This is a genomic window from Actinomadura sp. NPDC048032, from assembly GCF_040653175.1.
GTDB classification, from domain to species: Bacteria; Actinomycetota; Actinomycetes; order Streptosporangiales; family Streptosporangiaceae; genus Spirillospora; species Spirillospora verrucosospora.
Window position 1 is genome coordinate 1 of sequence record NZ_JBEZJP010000237.1, and the last position, 12,215, is coordinate 12,215.

General features: G+C 73.3%; 13 protein-coding genes and 1 pseudogene. 11 read left to right on the forward strand and 3 right to left on the reverse strand.

Annotated features, from left to right (window positions below):
- Positions 1-300: pseudogene (locus AB0C69_RS26395) on the forward strand (hypothetical protein); the annotation flags it as partial.
- Here the strand turns inward: AB0C69_RS26395 and corA are convergent.
- Positions 297-1,268, reverse strand: a complete 972-nt coding sequence (gene corA, locus AB0C69_RS26400; protein ID WP_353835835.1) for a magnesium/cobalt transporter CorA — start codon at positions 1,266-1,268, stop codon at positions 297-299. The pseudogene AB0C69_RS26395 and the gene corA sit on opposite strands and share 4 nt — an antisense overlap.
- A gap of 62 nt (positions 1,269-1,330) precedes the next feature.
- On the opposite strand from corA, the gene AB0C69_RS26405 reads away from it, so the two are divergent.
- The 7 genes from AB0C69_RS26405 to mshC all read left to right on the forward strand — a co-directional run bounded on the left by AB0C69_RS26405 (position 1,331) and on the right by mshC (position 7,637).
- Positions 1,331-2,044 carry an MSMEG_4193 family putative phosphomutase gene (locus AB0C69_RS26405; RefSeq protein WP_353835836.1) on the forward strand — a complete coding sequence of 238 codons (714 nt, stop codon included), beginning with the start codon at positions 1,331-1,333 and terminating at the stop codon, positions 2,042-2,044.
- A 10-nt stretch (positions 2,045-2,054) separates the two neighbouring features.
- Positions 2,055-2,603, forward strand: coding sequence for a DUF3090 domain-containing protein (locus AB0C69_RS26410; protein WP_345181208.1), 549 nt, complete (start codon positions 2,055-2,057; stop codon positions 2,601-2,603).
- Between the two features lie 53 nt (positions 2,604-2,656).
- Positions 2,657-3,448 (forward strand): SCO1664 family protein, encoded by a 792-nt coding sequence (locus tag AB0C69_RS26415; protein WP_345181210.1) that lies wholly within the window; start codon positions 2,657-2,659, stop codon positions 3,446-3,448.
- 48 nt (positions 3,449-3,496) lie between these two features.
- Positions 3,497-4,261, forward strand: coding sequence for an NRDE family protein (locus tag AB0C69_RS26420; RefSeq protein ID WP_345181212.1), 765 nt, complete (start codon positions 3,497-3,499; stop codon positions 4,259-4,261).
- A 160-nt stretch (positions 4,262-4,421) separates the two neighbouring features.
- A complete protein-coding gene (locus AB0C69_RS26425) occupies positions 4,422-5,390 on the forward strand; it encodes an ABC transporter permease (protein ID WP_345181214.1) in 969 nt (322 codons plus the stop codon).
- Between the two features lie 5 nt (positions 5,391-5,395).
- A complete protein-coding gene (locus AB0C69_RS26430) occupies positions 5,396-6,340 on the forward strand; it encodes an ABC transporter permease (protein ID WP_360357864.1) in 945 nt (314 codons plus the stop codon).
- Positions 6,341-6,407: 67 nt separating this feature from the next.
- Positions 6,408-7,637 carry a cysteine--1-D-myo-inosityl 2-amino-2-deoxy-alpha-D-glucopyranoside ligase gene (gene mshC / locus AB0C69_RS26435; protein WP_360357865.1) on the forward strand — a complete coding sequence of 410 codons (1,230 nt, stop codon included), beginning with the start codon at positions 6,408-6,410 and terminating at the stop codon, positions 7,635-7,637.
- A 213-nt stretch (positions 7,638-7,850) separates the two neighbouring features.
- Here the strand turns inward: mshC and AB0C69_RS26440 are convergent, their stop codons facing one another.
- On the reverse strand, positions 7,851-8,693 hold the full coding sequence (locus AB0C69_RS26440; protein WP_345182974.1) for a PAC2 family protein: 843 nt from the start codon (positions 8,691-8,693) through the stop codon (positions 7,851-7,853).
- 203 nt (positions 8,694-8,896) lie between these two features.
- On the reverse strand, positions 8,897-9,358 hold the full coding sequence (locus AB0C69_RS26445; protein ID WP_360357866.1) for a universal stress protein: 462 nt from the start codon (positions 9,356-9,358) through the stop codon (positions 8,897-8,899).
- 181 nt (positions 9,359-9,539) lie between these two features.
- On the opposite strand from AB0C69_RS26445, the gene AB0C69_RS26450 reads away from it, so the two are divergent.
- The 3 genes from AB0C69_RS26450 to AB0C69_RS26460 all read left to right on the forward strand — a co-directional run bounded on the left by AB0C69_RS26450 (position 9,540) and on the right by AB0C69_RS26460 (position 12,203).
- Positions 9,540-10,196: an HAD family phosphatase gene (locus tag AB0C69_RS26450; RefSeq protein WP_360357868.1), complete on the forward strand. Its 657-nt coding sequence runs from the start codon at positions 9,540-9,542 to the stop codon at positions 10,194-10,196.
- A 207-nt stretch (positions 10,197-10,403) separates the two neighbouring features.
- On the forward strand, positions 10,404-10,832 hold the full coding sequence (locus AB0C69_RS26455; protein WP_360357870.1) for a hypothetical protein: 429 nt from the start codon (positions 10,404-10,406) through the stop codon (positions 10,830-10,832).
- Between the two features lie 378 nt (positions 10,833-11,210).
- The gene (locus AB0C69_RS26460; RefSeq protein WP_345182978.1) at positions 11,211-12,203 is read left to right on the forward strand and encodes an ABC transporter permease; all 993 of its coding nucleotides are present in this window, start codon (positions 11,211-11,213) and stop codon (positions 12,201-12,203) included.
- Positions 12,204-12,215 lie beyond the last annotated feature (12 nt).

Genomic DNA, 12,215 nt, shown 5'->3' on the forward strand with positions numbered 1-12,215 from the left:
GCCGACCCGGCCGCGGCGGCGCGGACCGCGCTGATGATGTTCCGGCAGGCCGTCCTGCTGCGGTTCGCCCTCGCCGAGGGCGTGATCCTGCTGGGACTCCCGCTGGCGATGGTCGCCCACAGCGAGCTGGTCTTCGTCGCGGGGTTCGTCATCGGCTACCCGCTGCTGGTCTGGCTGGCGCTGCCCACGCGCTCCGGCGTGGAGCGGATCCGGCGCCGCCTGGAGTCGCAGGACGCCGAGTCGCACCTGTGGGCGGTGCTCCTCGCCGCGCCCGCGTCCCCTCACGACTCCGGCGCCTAGAGCCAGCCGCTCTTGCGCAGGCGGCGGAACAGCAGCACGCACACGACGGCCATCACCGCGATGACCAGCGGGTACCCGATGGTCCAGTGCAGCTCGGGCATGTGGTCGAAGTTCATGCCGTAGATCCCGGCGATCGCGGTGGGCACGGCGATGATCGCGGCCCACGCGGAGATCTTGCGCATGTCCTCGTTCTGCCGCTTGCCGAGCAGCGCCAGGTGCGCGGTCAGCACGCTGTTGAGCAGCTCGTTGTGCGCGTCGACCTGCCCGTCGACGCGCAGCAGGTGGTCCAGGACGTCGCGGAAGTACTCGCGGGTGGAGCCGCACTCGGCGACGCGGCCCTTCACGATCTCCTGCAGCACGGGGACGAGCGGGTCCTCGGCGCCGCGGAACTCCAGCACCTCCCGCTTGAGCGAGTAGATGTCGGCGGTGACGTCCCGGGCGTTCGGGTCGAACACGGCCCGCTCCAGCCCGATGATGTCGACCTCGACCTCGTGGGCGACGACGCCGTACCGGTCGACGACCTCGTCGCACACGGCGTACAAAACCGCGGTGGCGCCGTGGCCGAGCAGCTCCGGGTTGTCCTCCAGCCGCTTGCGGACCGGCCCGAGCGGGTTCCCGGCGCCGTGCCGGACGGTCACCACGAAGTCGCGGCCGAGGAAGACCATGATCTCGCCGACCTCGATGTCGGAGGTCTTGTCGACGTAGGCGAGCGTCTTCAGCACCACGAACAGCGTGTCGTCGTAGCGCTCCATCTTGGGTCGCTGGTGCGCGGAGACCGCGTCCTCGGCCGCCAGGGGGTGCAGGTTCAGCTCGTCCTTGACCAGCTCGAACTCGTCCTCGTCGGGCTCGAAGAGGCCGATCCACAGGAAGCACTCGCCGTCCTCGCGGGCGAGGTCGAAGGCGTCGCTGATGTCGCCCTCGATGTCGCGGCGCTTCCCGCCGGCGTAGATGGCCTTGTCGACGATCACACCACGCATTGTCGCGCATCCGGGGCGTCGGGACGTCCGAATGATCTCCTAGAGTGGCCGGTGTGACGACGCTTCTGCTGGTTCGGCATGGCCTGACCGCTATGACCGGCCCCGTGCTGGCCGGATGGACGCCCGGAGTGCGCCTGGACGAGCGCGGCCGCGCGCAGGCGGCGGCGCTCGCCGCCCGCCTGGCGCCCCTGCCGCTCGCCGCCGTCGTGTCCAGCCCGCTCGAACGCTGCGTCGAGACCGCCGAGGCCGTGGCCGCGGGGCACGCCGAGAAGGTCGAGAAGGTCGAGACCGACGACCGGTTCGGCGAGGTCCGCTACGGCGACTGGACGGGCCGTCCCCTCAAGGAGCTGGCCGAGGAGCCGCTCTGGCGCGTCGTGCAGGCCCATCCGAGCGCCGCGCGGTTCCCCGGAGAGGCGGGGGAGGCGCTGGCGGACGCCCAGCACCGCGCCGTCACCGCCGTCCGCGACTGGAACGAGCGGATCGCCGCCGCCCGGGGGCCGGACGCGCTCTACGCCGTGTGCAGCCACGGCGACATCATCAAGTCGATCGTCGCCGACGCCCTCGGCCTGCACCTGGACCAGTTCCAGCGCATCCAGGCCGACCCCGCGTCGCTCACCGTGATCCGCTACACCGAGACGCGCCCGTTCGTCGTCCGGCTCAACGACACCGGAGGCGACGTCGCCGGGCTGATCCCGGAACCGCCGGAGGAACGTTCCGGGAAAGACGGACTCGGGTCGAGTGACGCGGTCGTGGGCGGCGGCGCGTAGGGTCGTTGTCATGCCCGTCATCTCCTACGATCCGCCGGAGCGCTTCGTCGCCGGCGCCGTCGGGCGCCCCGGCGACCGCGCGTTCTACCTGCAGGCGCGCTCCGGCCGCCGCGTCACCAGCGTCGGCCTGGAGAAGTTCCAGGTGACGCTGCTGGCCGAGCGGCTGGAGGAGCTGCTGGACGAGGTCCTGCGGCGCAGCGGCGGGGACGCCGACGTGCCCCCGGTCGCCCCCTCCGAGCTCAAGGACGACGGTCCCCTCGACCAGCCCGTCGAGGAGGAGTTCAAGGTCGGCACGATGGCGCTGGCCTGGGACCCCGACGGCGAGCAGGTGGTCATCGAGGCCCAGGAGGTCACCGAGTCCGACGAGGAGCCCGAGGTCGGCGAGGACGACCCCGCCGTCGCGGTGCTGCGGGTGCGGATCAGCGCGGCGCAGGCCCGCGCGTTCGCCGAGCGCGCCCTGAAGGTGGTCGCGGCGGGACGCCCGCCGTGCCCGCTGTGCGGCCTGCCGCTCGACAGCGAGGGGCACGTCTGCCCCCGCCAGAACGGATACCTCGGCTGAGATGACACCCCGCTGTGCTGGATCATGGACGACGTGGCCGGGAGAATGAACGCATGACGCAGTCCTCCCGGGGCCGGGCGCCCGCCGGCGACGCAGGCGGGCCGGGCGAGGCCGGGCGCGCGGTGTCCCCGCGCGACGCGGCCGCCGCCGAACGGCTGCTGTCCGCCGGCCGCCTCGCCGTGGAGGGCCGACTCGTCCAGGCGTCCAACGCCACCCTCTACTGCGCGATCGAGCACGACGGGGTGTCGGCCAACTGCGTCTACAAGCCGGTCGCGGGGGAGCGGCCCCTGTGGGACTTCCCCGACGGGACCCTCGCCGAGCGGGAGGTCGCCGCCTACGAGGTCTCCAAGGCGATGGGCTGGAACACCGTCCCGCCCACCGTCCACCGCGACGGCCCCTACGGGCCCGGCATGGTGCAGCTGTGGGTGGAGCCCGACCCCGGCGTCGACCTCGTCGGCCTGTCGCGCTCCGACGACGAGGCCGTCCGCCGGATGGCCGTCTTCGACGCCGTCGTCAACAACGCCGACCGCAAGATCGGCCACCTGCTGCCGCCCGGCGACGGCCACGTGTACGGCTGCGACCACGGCGTCTGCTTCTCCGTCGAGTACAAGCTGCGCACCGTGCTGTGGCAGTGGCGCGGCAAGCCCCTGACCCCCGAGGCCGTCGAGGCGCTCGGCCGGGTCGACGCGGGGCTGCGCGGCGGCGCCCTCGGCGCGCGGCTCGCCGAGCTGCTCACCGCCGAGGAGGTCGACGCCACCCGGCGCCGCGTCGAGCTGATGCTCAAGCACCGCATCCACCCCTACCCGCCCGAGGACTGGCCCGCCATCCCCTGGCCGCCGCTGTAGCCCGCCCCCGCCGGGATCGGCGCACCGGTGGAATGCTCCAATTGGGGCATGTGTACGGCGATCATCAGTGTCGACCCGTCCTCCCCGGTTCCGGTGCTCCTCGTGGGCGTGCGCGACGAGTTCACCGCGCGCGCGTGGGAGCCGCCCGCCCGGCACTGGCCGGACCGCCCCGGCCTCGTCGGCGGCCGCGACCTGCGCGCGGGCGGCACCTGGCTGGCGGTGGACCCCGGCGCGCCGCGGGCCGCCGTCGTGCTGAACGGCCGCGGCGCCATGGCGCCCGAGGCGGGCCGCGCCTCCCGCGGGGAGCTGCCGCTGCGGGTCGCCGCCGACGGCAAGCTCGGCGGGCCGGACCTCGCCGCGTTCGACCCGTTCCACCTCGTCGGCGCCGAACCCGACCGGGTGCGGCTGTGGAGCTGGGACGGCGCGGCCCTGACCGAGCGCGGGCTCGGCCCCGGCCTGCACATGATCGTCAACAGCGGGCTGGAGGGGGAGGGCCAGCCGGAGGGCGAGACCGAGGACGCCTACATGGCGGCGCGGCTCGCGCACTTCCGGCCGCTTCTGGCCGCCGCGCCGCGCCCCGAGCCGCGCCTCGAGGACACCGTGGAACGGGCCTGGGGCGCGTGGCTGCCGCTGGTGGACGGCGGCGGCCTGCCCCGCGCCGACCACCGCGCCCTGCTCCCCCTGCTCGACCTGGGCGACGGCCGCGTGTGGGGCACGACCTCCGTCAGCCTCGTCGCCCTCGGCCGGACCGGCGTCCGGTACGACTTCTCCGCCGTCCCCGGCGACCCGCACGCCTGGAGCCGCGTGCGCTGACAGGGACCCGCCCTGCCCACTTGCCGGCTCCGGCTGCGGAACATGACGCTCGGTGCTAGTTTGACTACCTAATGCGATCTTCGTCGGGGCGGGGCCGCCCGCGAAGGGTCATCGGCAGACGGGGAGTGCGGATGGCAGCGGTGGCACGCGCGGCGGCGCGATGAGCAGCTACGCCGAGGTCGAGACCCGCAGGCCGAGGGCGGCGCCGGACGAGGCCCTGCCCGTGGAGGGCCGCACCCCCTGCCAGCTCGCCTGGACCCGGTTCCGCCGCGACCGGCTCGCGGTCGCGGCGCTCGCCGTCCTCGCGCTGATCCTGGCGTTCGCGGCGCTGGCGCCGCTGTGGGCGCACCTGACCGGCCACCCCTACGACGCGACCTTCCCGCGCACCGGCCTGGACGCCGGAGGGCAGCCGCGCGGGCCGGGAGCGCGGTTCCCGCTCGGCGCCGACCAGCTCGGCCGCGACGTCCTCGTGCGCGCCGCCTACGGGGCACGGATCTCCCTGGCCGTCGGGATCCTCGCGGCCCTTCTCGCCTCCGCCGCCGGGACCGCCGTCGGAACCCTCGCGGGGTTCGCGGGCGGCGCCCTGGACGCCCTGCTCGCCCGGCTCATGGACATGATGCTCGCCCTGCCGTACCTGCTCGTGGCCATCGTGCTGGCGACCACGTTCCAGATCACCTCGGTCGCCGCCAGCCTGAGCATGACGATCCTGATCATCGCGTTCTTCTCGTTCGCCGCGGTCGCCCGCGTCATCCGCGGACAGGTGATCACGATCAGGCGGCGGGAGTTCATCGAGGCGGCCCGCGCCCTCGGCGCCTCCGACGTCCGGATCATGTTCGGCGAGGTCCTGCCGAACCTGTCCGCGCACGTCACCGTGCTGACCTCGCTGCTGGTCCCGGCCTCGATCGTGTTCGAGGCGACGCTGTCGTTCCTCGGCGTCGGGGTGCGCCCGCCGATGCCGAGCTGGGGCTCGATGCTCGGCGAGGGCGGCGACGTGTTCCGGACGGCCTGGTGGCTGCTGGCCGTCCCGGGCGTCCTGCTGCTGGCGACCACGCTGGCGTTCAACCTGCTCGGCGAGGGCATCCGCGACGCCTTCGACCCGCGCGGCGACCGCGCGCCCGGGGGGCGGTGAGGCGCGTGGCGCGGTTCGTCCTCCGCCGCCTGCTGTACACGGTCGTGGTGCTGTGGATGGCGGCCACGCTGGTCTTCGTGTTCCTGCACGTCTCGCCGGTCCCGGTGGAGCGCGTCATCGGCGGGCCGCGCGCCACCGCCGACACCCTCGGCCAGATCCGCAGCAACCTCGGGCTGGACCGCCCCGTCCTCGTCCAGTACTGGCGGTTCGCCGGACGGCTGGTGCGCGGCGACCTCGGCGACTCCTACATCAACGGCGTACCGGTCACCAGCCTGATCGGCCAGCGCCTCCCCACGACGCTGTGCCTGGTGGCGGGCGCGGCCGTCCTGTGGTTCGCCGGCGGCGTGCTGCTCGGCGTGCTCTGCGCGATGCGGCCGCGCGGCCTCGGTGACAGGGCCGCGACCGTGTTCGTGCTGGTCGGCCTGTCCACCCCGCCGTTCGTGATGGCGCTCGCGCTGCTGCACGTGTTCTCCGCCGGGCTCGGCGGCGGCGCCGCCCACCTGTTCGAGGCGGGGCCCCCGCTGCAGGAGCACTTCCTGCGCCGGATGGTCCTGCCGTGGATCGCGCTGGCGTTCCTCATGATCGCCACCTACACGCGCCTCACCCGCGGGGCGATGCTGGACGTGCTCGGCGAGGACTACGTGCGGACGGCGCGGGCCAAGGGCCTGCCCGAACGCCGCGTCGTCGGCCGGCACGGGCTGAGGACGGCGCTGGCCCCCGTCGTCACCCAGCTCGGCATCGACCTCGGCGCGCTGGTCGGCTCCACGATCGTCACCGAGAAGGTGTTCGGGCTGCAGGGCGTGGGGCAGCTGGTCTACCAGTCCATCGCGCTCGGCGACACCCCGGTCGTCATCGGGGTGACGCTGCTGGTGACGTCGTTCGTCGTCGTCGCGAACCTGCTGGTCGACATCGGCTACTCGGTGCTGGACCCGCGCGTCCGGCACCGCTGAGGGCGCCCCCGGCGGAAGCCGCGATCTCGGATTCATGCCGCGAAGTACGCATGGATAAGCTTTCTGTATGCGATCGTGGCCCGCCTCCGAAGTCCCCAGCCTCTCCGACGCGGGACTGCCCGCCGCGACCCGGCCCCTCAGCCTGCGCGACACCGGCACGGGGACGACGCGCCCCACGTCCCCCGGCGACACCGCCCGGATGTACGTGTGCGGGATCACCCCCTACGACGCGACGCACCTCGGCCACGCCAACACCTACCTGGCCTTCGACCTCGTCAACCGGGTGTGGCGGGACCTCGGCCACCGGGTCCACTACGTCCAGAACACCACCGACGTCGACGACCCGCTCCTGGAACGTGCCCAGCAGACCGGGGAGGACTGGCGCGAGCTCGCCGACCGGGAGATCCAGCTCTTCCGCGACGACATGACCGCGCTGCGCGTCCTGCCGCCCGACCGCTACGTCGGCGCGGTCGAGGCGATCCCGCTGATCATCGAGATGATCGAGAAGCTGCGCGGCCGGGACGCCGCCTACGAGGTGGACGGCGACGTCTACTTCCCGATCGCCTCCGACCCGGCGTTCGGCGGGGTCAGCAGGCTCACGCGGGAGGAGATGGCGCCGCTGTTCGCCGAGCGCGGGGGCGACCCGGACCGGCCCGGCAAGCGCGACCCCCTCGACGCGCTGCTGTGGATGGCGCGGCGGCCCGGCGAGCCCGGGTGGGACTCGCCGTTCGGGGAGGGGCGCCCCGGCTGGCACGTGGAGTGCTCGGCGATCTCCATCGAGTACCTCGGCATGGCCTTCGACGTCGAGGGCGGCGGCTCGGACCTGGCGTTCCCCCACCACGAGATGAGCGCCTCGCACGCGCAGGTCGCCACGGGGGAGCGGCCGCACGCCCGCGCCTACGTGCACTCCGGCATGGTCGGCCTGGACGGCGAGAAGATGTCCAAGTCGCGCGGCAACCTCGTGTTCGTGTCGAAGCTGCGGGAGTCCGGAGCCGACCCGATGGCGATCCGGGCGGCGCTGCTGGCCCACCACTACCGCTCCGACTGGGAGTGGACCGCGGACGCCCTCGACGAGGCGGCCGCCCGCCTCGGCCGCTGGCGCGCCGCGGCGGCCCGCCCGTCCGGCCCGCCCGCCGCCCCGCTGGCCGCCGCGGTCCGCGAGGGCCTGGCCGACGACCTGGACACTCCCGCCGCGCTGGCGGCCGTGGACGCCTGGGCCTCCGCCGACGGCGACGACGAGGCGGCGCCGGCCCAGGCCGCCGCCGTCGTCGACGCCCTCCTCGGCATCGCGCTCTGACCGGCGGCGTCCGACCCCGTCCCGCGCCGGTAGGCCCGCCACGGCGGGCTCGCCGGCGCGCTCAGAGCCGGGGATGGGGGCGCGGCGCGCTCACCGGCACCGGACGCCGGCGGTCCGCGGGACGGTGGGCGTCGTGATCAGCGCACTCCACGGCGTGCGCGCGGCGCCGCCGCCGGGGATGCGAGAGGCCGGGGCGCGCCCCGCCCCGCGCGATCAGCCCGGGTCGCGGCGGCGCAGGTAGCGCTCGAACTCGCGGGCGATGGCGTCGCCGCTCGCCTCGGGCAGCTCCGTGGCGTCCTTCTGCTCCTCCAGCGTGCGGACGTACTCGGCGACCTCCGAGTCCTCCTCGGCGAGCTCGTTGACGCCGTGCTCCCAGGCGCGGGCCTCCTCGGGAAGCTCGCCGAGCGGGACGGTGACGTCGAGGAGGTCCTCCACGCGGCGCAGCAGCGCGAGGGTCGCCTTGGGGGAGGGCGGCTGGGCGACGTAGTGGGGGACGGCCGCCCACAGCGACACGGTGTCGAGGTCGGCCTTGGCGCAGGCGTCCTGGAGCACGCCGAGGATGCCGGTCGGCCCCTCGTAGCGGGCCGGCTCCAGGTTCAGGGTGTTGACCAGGCCGGCCTCGGACGCGGCGCCGGTGACCGGCACCGGCCGGGTGTGGGGGGCGTCGGCGAGCAGCGCGCCGAGCAGCACGACGTTGCGGATCTCCAGCTCCAGCATCAGCCCGACCAGCTCGCGGCAGAAGGACCGCCACCGCATGTTGGGCTCGATGCCGTGCAGCAGCACGACGTCCTTGCCGTTGGGGAGCCGCGCCCACGACACGCGGGTCGTCGGCCAGGTGATGCCGCGGGTCTCGCCGTCGGCCATCTCGACGATGGGGCGGGTGACCTGGAAGTCGTAGTAGTCGTCCGGATCGAGCTCGGCGATGGGCACCGCCTCCCAGGTCGACTCCAGATGCGCGATCACCCCGCTGGCGGCCTCCCCGGCGTCGTTCCACCCCTCAAAGGCGGCCACGAGCACCGGATCGACGAGTTCCGGCACGCTTTCGAGCTCGACCACGCGCTGCCTCCTTTCGACGCCCAGGTACAGCGTCACCGACGGGGGCCGTCATTCCCGGGGGTCGGGGGCCCCGCTCATGATCGGTGGCTGTCAGCCTACGTCCTGACGGTGACGTACCCCACCCCTCCGGAAGCCAGACCCCGCCCTGTACGCCCGCGGCGGAACCCGGGTCACGATCGGGTCACCGGCGGCGGGGACGGGCGTCACTTGCCGCGCGGAGTGGTGTGCACGATGAGCACGTCGCAGGGGGCGCGGTGCGACAGGTTCGCCGGTACGGAGCCGAGGATGCGGCCCGCGAGGCTGTTGAGCCCCCGGTTGCCGATCACCATGAGGTCCACGGGGCGCTCCTTGGCCAGCCTCGACAGCACGTCCACGGCGTCGCCCTCGACGGCCTCCTGCTCGATGGCGGTGGCGCCGGCGGCGACGGCCCGCTCCCGCGCGGCCCGCAGAGCGTCGTCGGCGGGCGTGGACCCCTGCACCTTGTAGGCCAGGTCGCCGAGCCGGTCGGCGGCGCTGGCGCGCTCGCGCTCCGGCATGGGGCTGTAGGCGGAGGCGAGCAGGAGGGTGGCGCCCGTGGCGGCGGCCAGCTGCGCGGCCCTGTCGACCGCGCGGAACGAGGAGTCGGAGCCGTCGGTGCCGACGAGGATGGTGCGGTACGCGCTCATGCCGTTCCTTACCCGTTGGTAGTCAACTGCTGGCACGTTATCGGTCCGGTGTCCCATCCGTCACCGTCTCTTTGCACACCCCGTCCAAGAGGCGCCGGCCCCGGCGGGGGACTGGCCGGAGTGTCCCTTGATCGCATAGATAGGGTGGTTTCTCCGGCCCGGACGACCCGTGGGGAGAGTTGTGACTGGTGGCGGCCCGCACGCCGTGCTTTTCGACATGGACGGCCTGCTCATCGACTCCGAGAGAGTCTGGCTGGAGGTGGAGTCGGAGGTCATGGCGTGGCTCGGCGGCGAGTGGACCCCCGCCCACCAGGAGCGGCTGGTCGGCGGCTCCCTCTACCTCGCCGTCGACTACATGCTGGAGCTGACCGGGGCGGACGCCCCGCGCGAGGAGGTCGGCCGGCGGATGCTGGACGGCATGGCCGAGCGGCTCGGCGCCTGCGTCCCGATGATGCCCGGCGCCAAGGACCTGCTCGCCGAGATCCGCGCCGCCGGGGTGACGGCGGCCCTGGTGTCCTCCAGCCACCGGCGGCTGATCGAGCCGGTGCTGGACGCCGTCGGCCGCGAGCACTTCGCGCTCAGCGTCGCCGGGGACGAGGTCGCCCGGACCAAGCCCCACCCCGAGCCGTACCTGACCGCCGCCGCCCGGCTCGGCGCCGACCCCGCGCGCTGCGTGGTCCTGGAGGACTCCCCGAACGGCGTCGCGGCGGCGGAGGCGGCGGGCTGCGTCACCGTCGCCGTCCCAGGCCTCCTGCCCATCCCGCCCGCGCCGGGGCGGACGGTGGTCGCCTCGCTGCGCGAGGTCGACCTGGCGCGGCTGCGTTCGCTGGTCGCCTGACCCCGCGCCTCGGCCGTCCCGCGGCCGGGCCGTTGTCCGGCCGTGACCTGATACGCGGGAGCCGGTACCCCGGGGGCGGTCCCTAGGGGACGGATCCCGCCGCAGGAGGAGACGGCGGCGGGCGCAAACCGTCCGCCAGAAGGAGCAGGTCCGGCGGTTCGCGTGTGACGATGGGAAGAGCACCGCCGCACGGAATGAGGGGCCGGCATGAGCGACGCAGCCATATTCGCGATCAGTCTCGGGGTGACCCTGGTCGGGCTGGTGATCAGCTGGGGCGCCTACCGCCGCCGGGGCGCGGGCACCGGGCTGCGCGGCGCGGCCCTGTCGCTGGTGCCGCTCGCGGCGGCGTTGACGGGCGTGACCGAGTTCTTCGTCGACCTGGCGTTCAGCCCGGTGAAGTGGGCGGGCGTCGCGGTGGCGGGGCTGGCCGTGCTTCTTTACCTGGCGTCCGGGGCGATGCTGAGCCGCCGCGGGGGCGCCGACGAGGGCCGCGCCGCCGCCAAGTCCGGCGACGGCCGCCGCTCGGCGGGTCGCGCCGGCAAGCCCGGGCGGGGCGTCGAGGGCCCCGCGCCGGGCGGCGGCGACCCGGAGATGGCGGAGATCGAGAAGATCCTCCGCGACCGCGGCATCTCCTGACGCCGCGGGGCCCGCCGTTTCTGCGCGTCCCCGCCCTGACCTGCGGACGATCAGTCTCAGATCGGACTCAGTACGGTAAAGCTTGCCGTTCCCGACCCGTGTGGAGTTGCCGGGCACGTCTGGGCTGAACGTACTATTCGGGCGATTTGTCCAACGTGGTCGTGGACGCATGTTGCCCAGATGACGACGAGATCACAAGTCAGATACGGGTACTTCCGAAGCACGCCTCACGGATGGACAGTCGTGCCCGAAGGACTACGTTTCCCTTCAGCAAACGCGGCGTAACGGGCACGGGGGGCAGCGGATGATCTCCGCGACCGCCGGTCACTCGCCGGCGGCAGGGCCGAACCAGTGGCCGGACGGTAGGAGGTATCGAGCGTGGCCGCACCCATAGAGGTGACCGGGTCCGACAGCGAGGCGCAGCCAGAGGCTGTCCTCGCCGGCGTCGACAGGAAGAAGATCCAAGGACGCTCGCTCGGGCAGATCGCCTGGATGCGGCTGAAGCGGGACAAGGTCGCTCTGACCGGCGCGGTCATCGTGCTCGTGCTGATCCTGATCGCGATCTTCGGGCCGTACTTCGTGCAGGACCCTCTGACGTACCACCAGAACCTGATCGACCCGACCTACAACCGGCCGAAGTCGGGGATCTGGCACACGGGCATCAGCGGCGACCACCTGCTGGGCGTGGAGCCCGGCACCGGCCGCGACCTGCTGGCCCGCATCGTGCACGGAGCCCGGATCTCGCTCCTGGTCTCGTTCCTGGCCACCCTGCTGTCGGTGGTCATCGGGACGGTCATGGGCATCGTGGCCGGCTACTTCGGCGGCTGGGTCGACTACCTGATCAGCCGGGCCATGGACGCCTTCCTGGCGTTCCCGCTGCTGCTGTTCGCGATCGCCCTGGTCGGCGTCGTCTCCGACGGCGCGTTCGGGATGAACGGCAACGGGCTGCGGATCTCGGTGCTGGTCGTGGTCATCGGCTTCTTCAACTGGCCCTACATCGGCCGCATCATCCGCGGCCAGACGCTGTCGCTGCGCGAGCGCGAGTTCGTCGACGCCGCGCGCAGCCTGGGAGCCCGCAACTCCTACGTGCTCTTCAAGGAGATCCTGCCGAACCTGGTCGCCCCGATCCTGGTCTACTCGACCCTGCTGATCCCGACCAACATCCTGTTCGAGGCGGCGCTGTCGTTCCTCGGCGTCGGAGTGATCCCGCCGACGCCCTCGTGGGGCGCCATGCTGACGCTCGCGGTTCCGATCTACTCCTCGGACCCCGCGTACATGATCATCCCTGGTATGGCCATCTTCATCACCGTCCTCGCCTTCAACCTCTTCGGTGACGGGCTGCGGGACGCTCTCGACCCTCGGGCCAAGTGACTCGGGTTCAAC